The sequence below is a fragment of the Methylibium sp. genome (genome assembly GCF_965279545.1).
Classification (GTDB): Bacteria; Pseudomonadota; Gammaproteobacteria; order Burkholderiales; family Burkholderiaceae_C; genus Methylibium.
Genome location: NZ_OZ257250.1, coordinates 2,063,162 through 2,080,687, shown reverse-complemented (window position 1 = coordinate 2,080,687; position 17,526 = coordinate 2,063,162). Strand labels below are relative to the sequence as shown.

Genomic DNA, 17,526 nt, shown 5'->3' with positions numbered 1-17,526 from the left:
GGGGCGATAGAAGGACACCGCCCCTGAATCCGACATCCGCCCCCGACGCCACAGCTCCAACGCTCGAGGCCGGCCTGGATGTCATGGGGTGCTGGCTGCGCCTCGTGCGCGAGATCGCGGCATTCGCACAGCGCGAGGCGCTCGCGTCGCGCGACCTGATCGTGCTGCTGCCCTTTGCCCAACACCTGCCACTGGCACGTGCGGCCTGGCTCGCTCTGGACCCGGCGCCCTGGATGCCGCGTTTCGAGACGACGCAGACGCTGGCGCGCTCGCTCGGGCCGCCGCCGGCACCGGCGCCGGGTGAGGTCGCGTTCGATCCGGTGGCCGACCCGCTGCAGGCGGCGCAGTTGCTGCGGGAGCGCGCGCCCGACTGGCCGCGGCGCGATCCGCGCGGCTTCGCGCTGGCCGTTGCCCGCGTCGATGAAACAGCACAGGCGCTGGCCCGTGTGCGACTCGCACTGCCGCCTTCGCAGCGCGCGGCCTGGCTGGACCGGGCCCGTGCCGCGCTGGCCGTGCCGGCCGGCCCCGGTATCCAGGAGCGCGCGCTGGCGCGGCTCGCACTCGAATGGTCGAACACGGCCGGCACGGCGTCGGCCGACGCGATGCATGCGCTGGCACCGGCCGGATGGGTGGCCTTGCGCGCCGGATCGGCCGATCCCGTCGTCGAGTCCTTGCTGGCCCAGGCTGCCGCGCCGCTGCCGGTGCCCGTGTTGTGGCTGGATGCGGACCTGCCGCTGTCCGCCGCCGTCGTGTCGTCCGCCGCCGTGCAGGTGGCCGAATGCGCCGATCTCGAGGACGAGGCGCAGCGCACGGCGGCCCAGGTGCTCACCCACCTGGCGCGGGGCGAACAGCCGGTGGCGTTGATTGCACTCGACCGCGTGCTGTTGCGTCGCGTGCGCGCCTTGCTGGAGCGCCAGCAGGTGCCGCTGAGCGACGAGACCGGCTGGAAGCTCTCGACCACCCGCGCGGGCGCTGGCGTGGTGGGCCTGCTGCGCGCCGTGCATGCGCGCGCCGCGACCGACGAGCTGCTCGACTGGCTGGCCTCGACGCCGCGCCACTGGGATGGCCGCGCCGCGCTCGATACCGCATGGCGCCGCGACGGCGTCACCGTGCTGCGCCAGGTCGATCCGGCACGGCTGGGTGCCGATGCGCTCGCGCTGTGGCAGCAGTGGCTCACGCTCAGCGAACCCTTGCGCGTCGGTCGTCGGCTGGCCCTGGGCGAATGGCTGCAGCGCCTGCGTGAAGCCCTGGCGCGCGCGCAGTTGTGGGATGCGCTGCTGCTCGACGCCGCCGGTGCGCAGGTGGTCGATGCCCTGCGCTGCCGCAACGAGCCGGGGGCCGGCAGCGCCTGGGCGCAGCAGTCGGCCCGCGCGCTGTTCGATGCGGGCGATTTTCGCGACTGGGTCGATGGCGTGCTGGAGGCGGTGTCGTTCGAGCCGCCGCTCGCTCGTGCCGAGGGCGCCGCGCCGGTGGTGATCACGCCGTTGGCGCGCGCGATGCTGCGGCCGTTCGCCGCAGTCGTCTGCCCCGGCGCCGACGCGGCCCACCTCGGCGCGCAGCCCGCGCCGCAGCCCCTGCTCGGCGAAGCGCTGGCCGGCGAGTTCGGGCTGCCGTCCAGCGCACAGCGTCGCGAAGGCGAGCGCCGTGCGTTCACGCAGCTGCTGCGTGCACCCAGGCTCACGCTGCTGCATCGCCAGCGCGATGGTGCCGAGCCGCTGCAGGCCAGTCCGCTGCTGCTGCAATTGCAGTTCATCGGCGGGCACGCGGTGGCCGCGGCGCCCGAGCCGCGCGTGCCGCAGCCGGTCGAGGCGCGCCCGCTGGCGCGGCCGTTGCCGGTGGCCCCGCAATTGTTGCCCGATTCGCTCAATGCCACCGCCTACGAGGCGCTGCGCGCCTGTCCCTACCGCTACTTCGCGCAGCGGCTGCTGGGCCTGGCCGAGGCCGAGGAACTCGACGACGCGCTCGACAAGCGCGATTACGGCACCTGGCTGCACGCGGTGCTGCAGGACTTCCACCGCCAGCGCCGGCCCGACACGCCGGCGGCGGACGCAGCACTGCTGCTCAGCGCCGCTCGGCAGCGGCAAGCGCTGCTGGCGCGCGACGATGCCGACTTCCTGCCGTTCGCTGCCTGGTTCGAGCACCTGGTGCCGCGCTATCTCGCCTGGCTGCATGCCGAAGAAGCGCAGGGCCTGAGCGTGATCGACACCGAGCTGGAACTGCGCGCGCAACCGCAGGCGCTCGTCGCGACCGGCCTGCGCCTGCGCGGCACGCTCGACCGCGTCGACGCGCTGCCGGGCGAGGGCGGCCGCAGCGCGCAGCGCATCGTCGACTACAAGACCACCGGCGTCGGTCTGCTGCGCGAACGCCTGCGCCAGCCGTCCGAGGACACCCAGCTGCCTTTCTATGCCGCGCTGCTGGGCGCGGTGCGCGGCGCTCCGCCGGGCGGTGTGCAGGCGGCCTACCTGTCGCTCGACGGGCGCGAGGGCGTGAGCCTGCTGCCGCATGCGAACGTGGCCGACAGCGCCGTGACGCTGCTCGAAGGCATCGCCGCCGACTTCACGCGCCTGCGCGCCGGTGCTCCGCTGCCCGCGCTCGGCGAGGGCAGCGCCTGCGAGTACTGCAGCGCACGCGGCCTGTGCCGGCGCGACCATTGGGGCGAGGGCAGGCGGTGAGCGCCGCAGCGCTCGCCTACCGCATCGACGGCGCGCTGGTCGCGCCGTCGGTCTTCTACCGCGTCGCCTGCGACCCGCGCCGCAGCGTCGTGGTCGAGGCCTGCGCCGGTGCCGGCAAGACGTGGATGCTCGTGTCGCGCATCCTGCGTGCCTTGCTCGATGGCGCCGAGCCGCAGGAAATCCTCGCGATCACCTTCACCCGCAAGGCGGCCGGCGAGATGCGCGAGCGCCTGCAGGACTGGCTGCATGAATTTGCGCGGGCCGACGCGATCGCCCGTGAGCGCGCGCTCGTCGAGCGCGGCTGCACGCTGCAGGAAGCGGCCCTGCTCGCGCCCCGGTTGGCCACCCTCTACGAACGGCTGCTGGACGGCGGCCGCGCGGTCGAGATCCGCACCTTCCACGGCTGGTTCAGCCAGCTGCTGCGTGCCGCACCGCTGGCACTGCTGGAGCCGCTGGGCCTGCAGTCCGAGGTCGACCTGCTCGAGGAGCGCAGCGACCTGCAGCCGCAGTACTGGCGGCGTTTCCTGTCGGCAGTGGCGGCCGATGCCGCCTTGCGCGAGGATTTCACCGCCCTGGTGAGCGAACGCGGCCGCCACACGGCGCAGCAGTGGCTCGAAGCCGCGCTCGATCAGCGCGTCGAGATCGAGCGCGCCGATGCGGCGGGGGTGCTCGACGAAAGCGTTGCGTCGGCCGCGGCGCTGTGGCCGCAGTTCCACGGCCTGGCCCGGCCGGCGCACTGGCTCGCCCAGCCGGCGCTGCGCGCGGATCTCGTCTCGCTGGCGGGGGCGCTCGGCGCTGCCGGCGGGAAGAAGGCGCGCGATGCCGGTGCCGCGCTCGAACAGGCGCTGGTGCAACTCGATGCCGACCCGCAGGCCGGTTTCGACGCCGCCTGGCAGGCGCTCTTCACGAAATCCGGCGAGCTGCGCAAGCAGATCGATGCGCCGGGTTTGAACGAAGCGGCCGATGTCCTGCAGCGCATCGCCGAAGCCGGCGCGCAACAGGACGCGCATGAAACGCACGCGCGCCTGGTGCGACTGGCGCGCGTGCTGCTCGCCTGCTACCGCGAGCTCAAGCGCGAACGCGGGCTGGCCGACATGGCCGATCTGGAAGCCTGTGCCGAGCACCTGCTGGCCGATGCCGAGCTGGCCGGCTGGGTGCAGCAGCGGCTCGACGCCCGCGTGCGCCACCTGCTGATCGACGAGTTCCAGGACACCAGCCCGCTGCAGTGGCGCACGCTCGATGCCTGGCTCAGCGGCTATGCCGGCGCCGGCGGCGGCGCCAGCGGCCGGCAGCCGCTGTCGGTCTTCATCGTCGGCGATCCGAAGCAGAGCATCTACCGCTTTCGCCGTGCCGACCCGCGCGTGTTCGCGCAGGCGCGCGACTTCGTGGCCGAAGCGCTGGGGGGCGTTCACCTCGCCTGCGACCACACGCGCCGCAACGCGCCGCAGGTGCTGGCCGTGCTCAATGCCGTGTTCGAGCGCGCGCAGGCCGACGGCGAGTTCACCGACTTCCGGGCCCACACCACCGACGTGGGCGAACCGCGCGGCGAGGTGGCGCTGCTGCCGGTGCTGCCGCGGCCGGCGAAAGGCGGCCAGGACGCCGCAGCGGGCTGGCGCGACAGCCTCGCCACGCCGCGCATCGAACCCGAGGAGGCCTTGCGGCTCGTCGAGGCGCGCCAGGTCGCGGCGCAGATCGCGCAGCTGCTGCAGCATCAGGGCTTTGCGCCTGGCGACATCCAGGTGCTGTGCCGCAAGCGCGCGCCGCTGGCCCTGGTGGCGCAGGCCTTGCGCGAGCACGGCCTTCCCCATGCCACGCCCGAACAGCGCGAGCTGGTGAGTTCGCCCGAGGTGCGTGACCTGGTGGCGCTGCTCGACGCGCTCGCCTCGCCCTCGCACGACCTGTCGCTTGCCCAGGCCTTGAAGAGCCCGCTGTTCGGTGCAAGCGATGACGACCTGATCGCGCTGGCGCTGGCGGCGCGGGCGGTGAACAGCGCCTGGAGCGAGGCCCTGCTTCGGGGGGCGGGCGCCGGCAGCGCCGCCCTGGACCGGGCCCGCGCCTTGTGGCCGGGCTGGGCACAGGCCGCTGCGAGCCTGCCGCCGCACGACCTGCTCGACCGCATCGTCGCCGAGGGCGAGGTGCGCGAGCGCTACGCCGCGGTCGTGCCGCCGGCGGGGCGAGCGCTCGTGCTGGCGGCGATCGACGCCTTGCTGGCGCAGTCGCTGCTGCTCGATGGCGCGCGCCACGCCACGCCCTACAACTTCGTGCGCGCGCTCAAGCGCCGGCGCGTGCTGCTGCCGCCGCAGAGCGCGGCCGACGCCGTGCAGTTGCTGACGATCCACGGCGCCAAGGGCCTGGAGGCGCGCGCGGTGTTCGTGATCGACACGACCCCCGAACCGACCAGGTCGGAGACCGCGACGCTGCTGATCGACTGGCCGGCCGACGCCGCCCACCCGAGCTGCTGTGCCTTCGTCGCCAGCGAGTCGCGCTGCCCGCCCTCGCTGCGCGGGTTGATGGCGGCGGAGCAGGCCGGCCGCGCGCGCGAAGAACTCAATGCGCTCTACGTTGCGATGACGCGGGCACGCGAGCAGTTGGTCTTGAGCGCGACCGCGCCGTTTCGTGCACCGGGAGGGCGCAGCGCCTGGCAGCGTCTGGCCGACGCGGGCGCGGCCTCGCGGACTCCTGTTGTGGCAGCCGACGCCGATGCGGCCACCGGCGCCGCGTCGACCGGCACTGGCGTCACGCTGCTCGGCCTGCCGCGCGTGAGCGGGTGGGAGCCGATCACGGCAGACACCCCGGAGAACGACAGCAGCGAGGCCGCACGGCTCGGCCGCGCCGTGCACCGCGTGCTCGAGTGGCTGCCCGAGGCCGCCGCGCTCGATGCCGCCGCCGCGGCCGCGGCCCTGGAGTTCGCACTGCCTGCCGGTGCGGCGGCGCGCGTGGCAGCGCTCGCGGCGGTGGTGCTGGGCAGCCCGGCCTGCGCGCGCTTCTTCGACCGCAGCGCATTGCAGTGGTCGGGCAACGAAGTGGCGATCGCATGGCGCGGTGCCGCGCTGCGCATCGACCGCCTGGTGGCCTTGCGCACGCCCGGTGGCCCCGAGTGGTGGGTGCTGGACTACAAGCTGCAGCATGCGCCGCAGGCGATCGAGGCCTATCGCGAACAGCTCGCGGGCTACCGCGACGCCGTGCAGGCATTGCAGCCGGGCGAGGCCGTGCGCGCCGCCTTCATCACCGGCGCCGGGGCGGTGATCGAACTCTAGAGGGCTCGCGCGGCCGCCAGCCCGGAGCGCACCGCGCCCTCGAGCGTGGCCGGGTAGGGCCCGTCGATGTAGTCGCCCGCCGCGAGCAGCCCGGGCGCCGGTGCCCCCCCCGGACGTTGCAGGCCCGGCGTGCAGAGAAAGGTGGCGCGCTTCTCGCAAAGGACGCGCAGCAGCTGCGGCGCCTGCGGCAGCAGCGTGCCGAGCTGCGTGACGGCCTGCACGCGGACCGCCTCGGCCGTCGCGTCGAGCCCGCGTGCGATGCAGTCGGCTGCACCGCTGATCACGAAGGCCAGCGTGCCGGCGGCGGCGGGCTCGCGCACCGTGTCGCGCAGCTGGCCGAGGTCGAACACGTACTGCGCCGGCGTTGCATCGCTCGCGTCGAGGGCCAGCATCGGTGCCGGCAGGCGGATGCCGGGCGCGCGCAGCAGCACGGTGACGATGGGCTCGTAGCGCAGGTCGCCGGCGCATGCGGCCCACGCCGCGTTGTGCGGGCCGACCAGTCGTGTCGCTTCGATTGCGCTGCAGGCCAGCACCACGCGATCGACGGTCTCGCCGTCGACCCGCCAGGCGCCGCCGTCGCGCTCCAGCGCGCCCACGCGGCGTCCCGCATGCAGCCGAGCGCCGTGAGCGCGCAGCCAGGTTGCCGCGGCATCCGGCCACAGTGCACCGAGGTCCACGCGCGGCAGCAGCAGGTCCGACGCGCCCGGGCCGGCGAACAGCGCGTCGCGCAGCACGCGCAGGAAGACCCGTGCGCTCGCCTGGCTCGCCGGCGTGTTCAGCGCGGCCACGCACAGCGGCTCGATCAGCGCGCGGCGCACCGCGGCCGGCAGCGGGGCGGTGAGTGCGGCCACCGTCAGGCGCGGATCGCAACGGAAGCCGCGCAGCAACCAGCCGCTCGCCGCGCGCAGCAAGGCAAGGCGTTCGCGCAGCGACCAGCCGCGTGCCGCGAGCACGCCACGCACGAAGGCGGGCAAAGCGGGTCCGGGCGGCAGCGACAGGCCGCGGCCCGACACGTCGGTCAGCGACAGCGGCAGGCGCCGCAGCACCTGCCGTTCGTCGACGCCCACGGTTTTCAGCAGCGCCAGCGTGGCGCGGTACGCACCGATCAGGATGTGCTGGCCGTTGTCGAGGGCCAGGCCGTCCGCCTGGAGCGGCAGCCGCCTGGCTCGCCCGCCGAGCGTCGGTGCCATTTCCGTCAGCGTGACCTGGTGGCCGAGCGAGGCGGCCTCCACGGCCGCGCTCAGGCCGGCCCAGCCGCCGCCCACGACCGCCACGCGCAGCGGCCGGGTCGCTGGCGCGGCGAGCGGGCGCGCCGCGCTAGCGCTCACGCCAGTTCGTCTTCCACGCCAGCCACAGCTTGCGCAGCGGCGTCAGCGCCACGCGCTGGTGCAGCACCTGGAAGCCGTCGGCCTCGATCTCGCGCAGCAGCGTGCGGTAGATCTCGGCCATCATCAGCCCGGGCCGCTGCGCGCGGCGTTCGCCGGCCGGCAGCAGTGCGAAGGCCTCGTCGTAGAGCCGGTGAGCGCGCTCGGCCTGGAATTTCATCAGGGCCGTGAAGCGCTCGCTGTAGCCCCAGGGCGCCTCGCGCCGGAGCAGCTCGTGCGCCTTGACGTCGAAGCGCTGCAGCTCGCTGACCGGCAGGTAGATGCGTCCACGCCGGGCGTCGTCGCCGACGTCGCGGATGATGTTGGTGAGCTGGAAGGCCCGGCCCAGCGTGTGCGCGTAGCGGCGCGTGCCGTCGCCCAGCGGGCGGCCCGGCTCGCAGCCGAAGATGCTGGCCGCGACCTCGCCGACCACGCCAGCCACCAGGTGGCAGTAGCGCTGCAGCGCCACGTCGTCGAGGTAGCGCGTTTGCGTCAGGTCCATCTCGCAGCCGTCGATGACCGCGCCCAGGTGCTCGGCGCGGATGCCGTAGTCGGCCACGTGCGGCATCAGCGCCTTCAGAACCGGGTGGTGCGGCTGGCCCGCGAAGGCCTCGGCCACCTCCTTGCGCCACCACGCCAGCTTGGTCGCGGCGACGCCAGGGTCAGACACCTCGTCGACCACGTCGTCGACCTCGCGGCAGAACGCATAGAACGCCGTGATCGCGGCGCGGCGCGGTGGCGGCAGGAACAGGAAGGCGTAGTAGAAGCTCGAGCCGCTCGCGGCGGCCTTGTCCTGCACGTACTGTTGCGGCGTCATGGCTTGGTGGCGATCGTGCGGGGCAAGGCCGACGACCGCGTGGCCCTTGCGGCCTTGTCCTGCACGTACTGTTGCGGCGTCATGGCTCGGTGAGGGGTGTGCAGGGCAGGGCGGCGGTCCGCAAGATTGTCACATCGGGAACTCGGTCCGGCCGTGTCGCACCCGACCGAGTTGGCGCGGCGTCTCGAGAACTCACCGGCGCACCTGCATGCGACAGGCGCGCCAGACGATGGGCGCCATGTCGGCCACGCCGAGCCGCGGCCGCTGGCGCAGCGTGGCGAACTGCAGTGCGGCGATCTTGTCGAGGATGCGCAGCCCTCCCTGCACCACGCCGCGCAGTTCCCAGCCGGCGCGGCCGGGCACACGGTGCACCAGCGGTGCACCGCTCAGCATCAGCGCGCGCGCCCAATCGCACTGCGCCTGCACCAGCGCCCGGGTCGCGCCGCTGTCGTGCCGCGCGAACAGGGTCGTGTCGGCGAGACCGTGGGCCGCACACTGGTCGAGCGGGATGTAGAGCCGTCCGCGCGGCAGGTCGATGCTCAGGTCCTGCCAGAAGTTGATGAGCTGCAGCGCGGTGCAGATCGCGTCGGATTGCTGCAGGCTCTCGGCCTCCCGCACGCCGTACAGGTGCAGCAGCAGCCGGCCCACCGGATTGGCCGAGCGGCGGCAGTAGTCGAGCAGCTCGGCGCGGTGGGCGTAGCGCGTTTTCGTCACGTCCTGCTCGAAGGCGCTGAGCAGGTCCTCGAGGAGCTGCAGCGGCAGCTGGAAGCTGGCGATCGCGGCAGCCAGCGGCTCGAACACCGCGGCCCATCGCGGCGTCGGAGCACCGCCCTGCGCGACGCGGCGCAGCTCGGTGCGGTAGGCGCTCAGGTCGGCGAGCCGCTCGGTCGGGCCGGCGATGCCTTCATCGGCGATGTCGTCCGCGGTGCGCGCGTAGTGGTAGATCGCGGTCACGGCCGGGCGCAGCGCGCTCGGGCAGAGGAAGGACGCGACGGGGAAGTTCTCGTAGTGGTCGACGCTCATCGGCCGGAGGTACACGGGGCGGCAACGCGCTCTGCCAAGCTCCGGATTGTCCACGCTGGCGCCGTCCGTCTTCAGGGCGCCCCACCCGGTGTGCGATTGACAGCCTCCGAGGGGTCGCCTTACATTACTGACCAATCAGTCATTAATTAAGTCGAAGGCCTTTCCCGAGGCCCTTGCACTGGCTGCCCCGCCTTGCCCACCTGCCGTCCAAGGGTTCGACATGAGCTTGCCGTTGTCTCGCCCCGCGTTCGCTGCCGTTGTCTCGCTGTGCGCCTTGGCGCTGCTCGCCTGCGCCAGGCCGGAGCCGGCACCTGCGCCGGTGCGGGCGGTCCGCACGCTGACGGTCACCGGCGGCGTCGCTGGCAGCCGCCACGAGTTCGCCGCCGAAGTGAAGGCGCGGGTCGAGTCGCGGCTCGGCTTTCGCGTCGGGGGCAAGATCGTCAAACGCCCCGTCGATCTGGGCGACAGTGTCAAGGCCGGTCAGGTGCTGGCCCAGCTCGATCCGGGCGACCTCCGACTCGGGGAGGACAGCGCGCGGGCCGCCCTGTCCTCGGCGCAGGCCAGCTTCGAGCTGGCCGCGGCCGACTTCAAGCGCTACCAGGAGCTCTTGGCGCAGGGCTTCATCAGTGCTGCCGAGCTCGAGCGCCGGGACGCGACGCTCAAGGCGGCCCAGGCCACGCTCGATCAGGCCCGGGCGCAATCGGCGGTGCAGGGCAATCAGGCCGGGTATGCGTCGCTGCGGGCCGACGCAGGCGGCGTCATCACGGCGGTGGAGGCCGAGCCGGGGCAGGTCGTGGCCGCCGGCGCCTCGGTGGTGAGGCTGGCCCACGATGGCCCGCGCGACGCGGTGTTCTCGGTGCCCGAGGACAAGCTCGCACTGGTGCGGGCACTGGAGGGTCGGGCCGGCGCGGTGAAGGTGCAGCCCTGGGGTTCGAACGAGCTGTTGCCGGCGACGGTGCGCGAAATCGCTGCCGCCACCGATGTCGCCACGCGCACCTTTCTGGTCAAGGCCGATGTGGGCAGTGCGGCGGTCAAGCTCGGCCAGACGGCGGCGGTGATCGTCGAGACGCCCAAGCTCGGCAGCGTGATCAAGCTGCCGCTCGGTGCCCTGGTGGAACTGGGCGGGAAGACCTCGGTGTGGCTGCTCGATACGGCGACGATGACCGTCAAGGCCCAGTCGGTCGAGGCCAGTGGCGCCGAGGGCAACGTGGTGATCGTGACGGCCGGTCTGGTGCCGGGTCAGGAGGTGGTGACCGCCGGGGTGCATGTGCTGACGCCGGGGCAGAAGGTGAAGCGTTTCGTCGAGGCGGTGCCGCCCGTCCCGCCCGCCGCGTCGGCGGTGACGCACTGAGCGCACGGGGTCGGCATGGCTGCACAAGGGTCCGGTGACCGATTCAACGTCTCGCACTGGGCGATCGAGCATGCGGCGCTGACGCGCTACCTGATGGTGGTGCTGATGGTGCTCGGCTTCGTCGCGTACTTCCAGCTCGGTCAGGACGAGGATCCGCCCTTCACCTTTCGCGTCATGGTGGTGCAGGCGTTCTGGCCGGGGGCGACCGCGCAGCAGATGGCCGAGCAGGTGACGGACAAGATCGAGCGCACCCTGCAGGAGGTGCCCTATGCCGACAAGATCCGCAGCTACACCAAGCCGGGCGAATCGCTGACGATGCTGCAGATCCAGGACTCGTCGCCGGGCAAGGAAGTGCCCAACGTCTGGTACCAGGTGCGCAAGAAGATCGGCGACATGCGCGGCCAGTTGCCCGCCGGCGTGCAGGGGCCGTTCTTCAACGACGAGTTCGGCGACGTCTTCGGTTCGATCTACGCGCTGTCGGCCGACGGCTTCAGCGACGAGGAGCTGCGCCAGCACGCCGAGACGCTGCGCTCGCGGCTGCTGCGCGTGCCCGATGTCGCGAAGGTCGAGCTGTTCGGCGTGCAGGCCGAGAAGGTCTTCATCGAGATCCCGCAGAAGCGGCTGGTGCAGCTGGGCCTCGATCTGAATGCGGTGCTGGTGCAGCTGGGGGCGCAGAACGCGGTCGAGGGCGCGGGAGCGCTCAATGTCGTCGGGCAGACCGTGCAGGTGCGCATCGGCGGCCAGTTCAACTCGGTCGAGGAACTGCGGGCCTTCCCGATCCGTGCGGTCAATGCCGCCACCGGCGTGGCGAGCAGCCTGAGGCTGGGTGACATCGCGAACATCGAGCGGGCCTATGTCGACCCGCCGAGCGTCAAGGTGCGGCACCAGGGCCGGCCGGTCATTGCGCTGGGCATCTCGATGGCGCGCGGCGGCGACATCATCGCGCTCGGCAAGAACCTCCAGGCGGCGACGGCCGGCATCCAGGCGGACCTGCCGGTGGGCGTGGAGCTGGCGCAGATCCAGGACCAGCCGAAGGCGGTGTCGCGCTCGGTCGGCGAGTTCGTGAGGGTGCTGATCGAGGCGGTGGCCGTGGTGCTGGCGGTGAGCTTCGTCGCCCTCGGGCTGCACACGAAGCCCTTGCGCATCGACGTGCGGCCCGGCCTGGTGGTGGCGATCACGATCCCGCTGGTGCTGGCGATCACGTTCGTGACGATGTTCTACTGGGGTGTCGGCCTGCACAAGATCTCGCTCGGCGCGCTGATCATCGCGCTGGGGCTGCTGGTCGACGACGCGATCATTGCCGTCGAGATGATGGTGCGCAAGCTCGAGGAGGGCTACGACAAGGTCCGGGCCGCGACCTTCGCCTACGAGCTGACGGCGATGCCGATGCTGACCGGCACGCTGATCACCGCCGCCGGCTTCCTGCCGATCGGGCTGGCGAAGTCGGTCACGGGCGAGTACACCTTCGCGATCTTCGCGGTGACGACGGCCGCGCTGCTCGTCTCCTGGGCGGTGTCGGTGTACTTCGTGCCCTACCTCGGCATGCTGCTGCTCGAGGTCAGGCCGCATGCCGCGGGCGAGCCCGCACACGAACTGTTCGACACGCCGTTCTACACGCGCTTTCGCGCGCTGCTGAACTGGTGCGTGGCCCACCGCTGGCTGACCATCGGCGCGACGCTGCTGGTGTTTGCACTGGGCCTCGTCGGCATGGGGCGGGTGCAGCAGCAGTTCTTCCCGGATTCGAGCCGCCCAGAGATCCTGGTCGACCTGTGGCTGCCCGAGGGTTCGTCGTACGAGGCCAGCGAGGCGGTGGCCAAGCGCTTCGAGGCCCGGCTCATGCGCGAGCCGGGCGTCGAGACCATCACCACTTGGGTCGGCTCGGGCGTGCCGCGCTTCTACCTGCCACTGGACTTCGTGTTTGCGCAGCTCAACGTGTCGCAGTCGATCATCCTGCCCAAGGACCTGGCGGTGCGCGAGTCGCTGCGCCAGAAGCTGCCGGCGCTGCTGGCCGAAGAGTTCCCCGAGGTTCGCGGGCGCGTCAAGCTGCTGCCCAACGGTCCGCCGGTGCCTTACCCCGTGCAGTTCAGGGTGGTCGGCGTGGATGCGCGGGACGTGCGGCACTGGGCCGACGAAGCGAAGGCCATCTTGCGCGCCAACCCGAGCATGCGCGGCGTCAACGACAACTGGAACGAGTCGATCAAGGTGCTGCGGCTCGAGGTCGACCAGGACAAGGCGCGCGCGCTCGGCGTGACCAGCCAGGCTATCGCCCAGGCGTCGCGCACCGTGTTGTCGGGCAACACCATCGGCCAGTACCGCGAGGGCGATCGCCTGATCGATATCGTGCTGCGCCAGCCGGCCGAGGAGCGCCATGAGCTCACCGACCTGGGCAATGGCTACGTGCCCACGGCCAGCGGGCGCTCGATCCCGCTGACGCAGATCGCCCGGATCGGTTTCACCTGGGAGCCGGGCGTGCTGTGGCGCGAAGGGCGTCACTACGCCGTCACGGTGCAGGGCGACGTGGTCGAAGGCGTGCAGGGTGCCACCGTGACGGCCCAGGTGTGGCCGCAGTTGCAGCAGCTGAGCCGGCGCATGCCGGCCGGGTATTCGATCGAGGTCGCGGGCGCCGTCGAAGAAAGCAGCAAGGGGCAGGGTTCGATCGCCGCCGGTGCGCCGCTGATGCTGTTCATCATGTTCACGCTGCTGATGCTGCAGTTGCACAGCTTCAGCCGTGCCGTCCTCGTGTTCCTCACCGGACCGCTGGGAATCGCGGGCGTGGCGGCTGCCCTGCTCCTGCTGGGGCGGCCGTTCGGCTTCGTGGCCTTGCTGGGCGTGATTGCGCTCAGCGGCATGATCATGCGCAACTCGGTGATCCTGATCGACCAGATCGAGCAGGACCGCGCCCGCGGCGTGCCGGCGTGGACGGCCATCGTCGAATCGGCGGTGCGGCGCTTTCGGCCGATCGTGCTGACGGCCGCCGCCGCGGTGCTGGCGATGATCCCGCTGACGCGCAGCGTGTTCTGGGGGCCGATGGCGGTGGCGATCATGGGGGGCCTGATCGTCGCCACGGTGCTCACCCTGCTGGCTTTGCCGGCCATGTATGCCGCATGGTTTCGGGTGCGCAGGCCGGAGCAGGAAGGCACCGCCGCGACAGCCGGCCAAAGCGCTTGAGCTTCAGCGCAAGCCCATATCGCTTGGCGATGTGGGCTGAAGCTAAAATCGCCGGTCTACCGGGTCGGGCGCAGCGAGAAATCGCTGCACCGAAGTCGATCAAGGGAGCCGGCGGGCTCCCGCTCAATCTTCAGCGCGGGTGGCGAAATTGGTAGACGCACCAGGTTTAGGTCCTGACGCCCGCAAGGGTGTGCGGGTTCGAGTCCCGCCCCGCGCACCACACGCATCCTTCAGTTCAGCGAGAGAGTACAGATCATGGCTGTCACCGTCGAAACCCTCGAGAAGCTCGAGCGCCGCATCACCCTCACCCTGTCGGCCACTACGATCAAGAACGAGGTCGAATCGCGCCTGAAGCGCCTGGCCAAGACGGTCAAGGCCGACGGCTTCCGTCCCGGCAAGGTGCCGATGAGCGTGGTCACCCAGCGCTACGGCTACTCGGTGCAGTACGAGGTCATGAACGACAAGGTCGGCGAGGCCTTCAGCAAGGCTGCCAACGAAGCGCAGTTGCGCGTCGCCGGCGCACCGCGCATTGCCGAGAAGGATGGCGCGCCCGAGGGCGAGCTGGCTTTCGACGCGACCTTCGAGGTCTACCCCGAAGTGAGGATCGGTGACCTGTCGTCCACCGAGATCGACCGGGTGAGCACCGAAGTGACCGAGGCCGCGATCGACAAGACGCTGGAGATCCTGCGCAAGCAGCGCCGCACGTTCGCACAGCGCCCGGTGGGGGAAGCTGCCGTGGACGACGACCGCGTGACCATCGACTTCGAAGGCAAGATCGACGGCGTGCCGTTCGACGGCGGCGCGGCAGCGGGCTTCCAGTTCATCCTCGGTGAGGGCCGCATGCTCGAGGCCTTCGAGAAGGCGGTGCGTGGCATGAAGACCGGCGAATCGAAGACCTTCCCGCTGCAGTTCCCCGAGGACTACCAGGGCAAGGAAGTGGCCGGCAAGGAAGCCGACTTCCTGGTGACGCTGAAGAAGGTCGAGGCGCAGCACCTGCCGGAGGTCGACGAGGCCTTCGCCAAGTCGCTGGGCATCAAGGAGCCGACCCTCGAGGGTTTGCGTGCCGACATCAAGAAGAACCTCGAGCGCGAGGTCAGGTCGCGCGTCACGGCCCGCAACAAGTCCGCGGTGATGGACGCGCTGATCAAGGCGGCCGAGCTCGATCTGCCGAAGGCCCTGGTGCAGAACGAAACCGATCGCATGATCGGCGACGCCCGCGCCGACCTGAAGCAGCGCGGCATCAAGGACGCCGACAAGGCACCGATCCCGGCCGAGATCTTCCAGGAGCAGGCCGAGCGTCGCGTGCGCCTGGGTCTGGTGGTCGCGGAACTGGTTCGCTCGAACCAGTTGCAGGCCAAGGGCGAGCAGATCAGCGCGCACATCGAGGAGATGGCGCAAAGCTACGAGAAGCCCGAGGAGGTGCGGCGCTGGTACTTCGGCGACCGGCAGCGCCTGGCCGAGGTCGAAGCCGTCGTGGTCGAGAACAACGTGACCGAGTTCGTCCTGGGCAAGGCGAAGGTCAGCGACAAGCAGGTCGCGTTCGACGAACTGATGGTCTGATTGAGCGAGGCCCCGCCTGTGGTGGTGCGCCATAGTCGCCCTGCAGGCGTCGCGGCGGGCTTGGGCCGGCTCGGCCCTCGGCCCGGGGGCCGGCCTTCTTCTGGCCTCGGAGGCCGCCGTGTTGCGAGTCCGGCGCATTCTTGCACTCCCAGGCGGCCCTCTCTTGACGCGACATAATCCAGCCGCATCTAGCAAAGTCAGTCGAATTCAAGGAGTGCCATGAGCGCGCTGGAAACACAGGGTCTGGGCATGGTGCCCATCGTCATCGAACAGTCGGGTCGCGGCGAGCGTGCCTACGACATCTACAGCCGGCTGCTGCGTGAGCGCGTGATCTTCCTGGTCGGGCCGGTGAACGACCAGACGGCCAACCTGGTGGTGGCCCAGTTGCTGTTCCTGGAGAGCGAGAACCCCGACAAGGACATCTCGCTTTACATCAACTCGCCGGGCGGCTCGGTCAGCGCCGGCCTGTCGATCTTCGACACCATGCAGTTCATCAAGCCCGACGTGTCCACGCTGTGCATGGGCATCGCGGCGAGCATGGGCGCCTTCCTGCTGGCGGCGGGCGCCAAGGGCAAGCGCTTCGCGCTGCCGAATTCCCGCGTGATGATCCACCAGCCTTCGGGCGGCGCCCAGGGCCAGGCGACCGACATCGAGATCCAGGCGCGCGAGATCCTGAAGCTGCGCGAGAGCCTGAACGCCATCCTGGCCGAACGCACCGGCCAGCCGCTGGAGAAGATCCGCGCCGACTCGGAGCGGGACTACTTCATGTCGGCCGAAGAGGCCACGAACTACGGCCTGATCGACAAGGTGATCTCCAAGCGCGCCTGATTCAGCCGGTAACTGGGAGGACAACGGGGCCTTTTTCGACGCCAAGGCCCCGTTTTCTTTTCCCTTATCATCCTTGTCACTCCCCTGACGGCTCGTCCCATGCCAGAGAAAAAAGGCTCCTCCAGCGAAAAAGTGCTGTACTGCTCGTTCTGCGGGAAGAGTCAGCATGAGGTGAAGAAACTCATCGCCGGCCCGTCGGTGTTCATCTGCGACGAGTGCATCGAGCTGTGCAACGACATCATCCGTGATGAAGTGCCGGCCGACAGCGCCGAGGCCAAGGCGGCCAAGAGCGACCTGCCGGTGCCCGGCGAGATCAAGGCCAGCCTCGATCAGTACGTGATCGGCCAGGAGCCGGCCAAGCGCACGCTGGCGGTGGCCGTCTACAACCACTACAAGCGCCTCAAGCACATGCAGGGCGTGGGCAAGAAGGAGGAAGTCGAGCTCGCGAAGAGCAACATCCTGCTGATCGGCCCCACCGGTTCGGGCAAGACCCTGCTGGCGCAGACGCTGGCGCGGCTGCTCAACGTGCCGTTCGTGATCGCCGACGCCACCACGCTGACCGAGGCCGGCTACGTGGGCGAGGACGTCGAGAACATCATCCAGAAGCTGCTGCAGAACTGCAACTACGAGGTCGAGCGGGCGCAGCGCGGCATCGTCTACATCGACGAAATCGACAAGATCTCGCGCAAGGCCGACAACCCGTCGATCACGCGCGACGTGTCGGGCGAAGGCGTACAGCAGGCCTTGCTCAAGCTGGTCGAAGGCACGATGGCCAGCGTGCCGCCGCAGGGCGGGCGCAAGCACCCGAACCAGGACTTCCTGCAGATCGACACGACCAACATCCTGTTCATCTGCGGCGGCGCGTTCGACGGCCTCGAGAAGGTGATCCAGAACCGCTCCGAGAAATCGGGCATCGGCTTCGGTGCCAGCGTGAAGAGCAAGACCGAACGCAAGGTCAGTGACGTGTTTCGCGAGGTCGAGCCCGAAGACCTGATCAAGTTCGGCCTGATCCCGGAGCTGGTGGGCCGCCTGCCGGTGGTCGCCACGCTGGGCGAACTCACCGAAGACGCCATGGTGCAGATCCTCACCGAGCCCAAGAACGCACTGGTCAAGCAGTACCAGAAGCTGTTCGCGATGGACGGTGTCGAACTCGAGATCCGGCCGTCGGCGCTGACCGCCATCGCCCAGAAGGCGCTGGCCCGCAAGACCGGCGCCCGCGGCCTGCGCTCGATCATGGAGCAGTCGCTGATGGACACGATGTTCGAGCTGCCGACGATGGACGGCGTCCAGAAGGTCGTGCTTGACGAGCACACGATCGAAGAACACACCAAGCCGCTGCTGGTCTACCGCGAGCACAAGGCCAGCGCCTGAGGCCGCTTTTTGCGTCCGGTGCCGGCCCAACACTCAGCAGCCTGCCGCCACCGCAGCAGTCCAGGCCCCCTTCTTGCAATCTGCTGCTCGGGCTCCATTTGGGCCTGAGAAAGAG

Annotated in this window: 10 protein-coding genes and 1 tRNA gene; 8 read left to right on the top strand and 3 right to left on the bottom strand. The window is 70.6% G+C overall.

Annotated features, from left to right (window positions below):
- The first annotated feature begins 83 nt into the window (after positions 1-83).
- Positions 84-2,672 carry a PD-(D/E)XK nuclease family protein gene (locus tag ACQY9S_RS09650; RefSeq protein ID WP_428425211.1) on the top strand — a complete coding sequence of 863 codons (2,589 nt, stop codon included), beginning with the start codon at positions 84-86 and terminating at the stop codon, positions 2,670-2,672.
- A complete protein-coding gene (locus tag ACQY9S_RS09645; protein ID WP_428425209.1) occupies positions 2,669-5,929 on the top strand; it encodes a UvrD-helicase domain-containing protein in 3,261 nt (1,086 codons plus the stop codon). Before ACQY9S_RS09650 ends, ACQY9S_RS09645 begins: the two co-directional genes overlap by 4 nt.
- Here ACQY9S_RS09645 and hpnE read toward each other — a convergent pair.
- The 3 genes from hpnE to hpnC all read right to left on the bottom strand — a co-directional run bounded on the left by hpnE (position 5,926) and on the right by hpnC (position 9,133).
- The gene (gene hpnE / locus ACQY9S_RS09640; protein ID WP_428425207.1) at positions 5,926-7,257 is read right to left on the bottom strand and encodes a hydroxysqualene dehydroxylase HpnE; all 1,332 of its coding nucleotides are present in this window, start codon (positions 7,255-7,257) and stop codon (positions 5,926-5,928) included. The two genes, ACQY9S_RS09645 and hpnE, sit on opposite strands and share 4 nt — an antisense overlap.
- Entirely contained in the window at positions 7,247-8,110 is an 864-nt protein-coding gene (gene hpnD / locus ACQY9S_RS09635; protein WP_428425205.1) for a presqualene diphosphate synthase HpnD, read from the bottom strand. The genes hpnE and hpnD overlap by 11 nt, the downstream gene beginning before the upstream one ends.
- Before the next feature lie 192 nt (positions 8,111-8,302).
- Complete coding sequence (gene hpnC / locus ACQY9S_RS09630) at positions 8,303-9,133, bottom strand: squalene synthase HpnC (RefSeq protein WP_428425203.1); 831 nt, start codon at positions 9,131-9,133, stop codon at positions 8,303-8,305.
- A gap of 220 nt (positions 9,134-9,353) precedes the next feature.
- Here hpnC and ACQY9S_RS09625 point away from each other — a divergent pair, with 220 nt between their 5' ends.
- From ACQY9S_RS09625 to clpX, 6 genes are all read left to right on the top strand, one after another.
- Positions 9,354-10,484 (top strand): efflux RND transporter periplasmic adaptor subunit, encoded by a 1,131-nt coding sequence (locus ACQY9S_RS09625; protein ID WP_428425201.1) that lies wholly within the window; start codon positions 9,354-9,356, stop codon positions 10,482-10,484.
- A 15-nt stretch (positions 10,485-10,499) separates the two neighbouring features.
- The gene (locus ACQY9S_RS09620; protein ID WP_428425199.1) at positions 10,500-13,652 is read left to right on the top strand and encodes an efflux RND transporter permease subunit; all 3,153 of its coding nucleotides are present in this window, start codon (positions 10,500-10,502) and stop codon (positions 13,650-13,652) included.
- A gap of 133 nt (positions 13,653-13,785) precedes the next feature.
- A tRNA-Leu gene (locus ACQY9S_RS09615) sits at positions 13,786-13,872 on the top strand.
- Positions 13,873-13,907: 35 nt separating this feature from the next.
- Positions 13,908-15,212, top strand: a complete 1,305-nt coding sequence (gene tig, locus ACQY9S_RS09610; protein ID WP_428425197.1) for a trigger factor — start codon at positions 13,908-13,910, stop codon at positions 15,210-15,212.
- A 219-nt stretch (positions 15,213-15,431) separates the two neighbouring features.
- Positions 15,432-16,040 carry an ATP-dependent Clp endopeptidase proteolytic subunit ClpP gene (clpP, locus tag ACQY9S_RS09605; RefSeq protein WP_428425195.1) on the top strand — a complete coding sequence of 203 codons (609 nt, stop codon included), beginning with the start codon at positions 15,432-15,434 and terminating at the stop codon, positions 16,038-16,040.
- A 99-nt stretch (positions 16,041-16,139) separates the two neighbouring features.
- Positions 16,140-17,411: an ATP-dependent Clp protease ATP-binding subunit ClpX gene (clpX, locus tag ACQY9S_RS09600; RefSeq protein ID WP_428425193.1), complete on the top strand. Its 1,272-nt coding sequence runs from the start codon at positions 16,140-16,142 to the stop codon at positions 17,409-17,411.
- Positions 17,412-17,526: the final 115 nt, after the last annotated feature.

Excerpts from the sequence above, each read along its gene's own strand:
- ACQY9S_RS09650 (WP_428425211.1), top strand. The coding sequence starts at position 84 with ATGGGGTGCTGGCTGCGCCTCGTGCGCGAGATCGCGGCATTCGCACAG.
- hpnD (WP_428425205.1), bottom strand. The coding sequence starts at position 8,110 with ATGACGCCGCAACAGTACGTGCAGGACAAGGCCGCCGCGAGCGGCTCG.
- hpnC (WP_428425203.1), bottom strand. The coding sequence starts at position 9,133 with ATGAGCGTCGACCACTACGAGAACTTCCCCGTCGCGTCCTTCCTCTGC.
- ACQY9S_RS09625 (WP_428425201.1), top strand. The coding sequence starts at position 9,354 with ATGAGCTTGCCGTTGTCTCGCCCCGCGTTCGCTGCCGTTGTCTCGCTG.
- ACQY9S_RS09620 (WP_428425199.1), top strand. The coding sequence starts at position 10,500 with ATGGCTGCACAAGGGTCCGGTGACCGATTCAACGTCTCGCACTGGGCG.
- tig (WP_428425197.1), top strand. The coding sequence starts at position 13,908 with ATGGCTGTCACCGTCGAAACCCTCGAGAAGCTCGAGCGCCGCATCACC.
- clpP (WP_428425195.1), top strand. The coding sequence starts at position 15,432 with ATGAGCGCGCTGGAAACACAGGGTCTGGGCATGGTGCCCATCGTCATC.
- clpX (WP_428425193.1), top strand. The coding sequence starts at position 16,140 with ATGCCAGAGAAAAAAGGCTCCTCCAGCGAAAAAGTGCTGTACTGCTCG.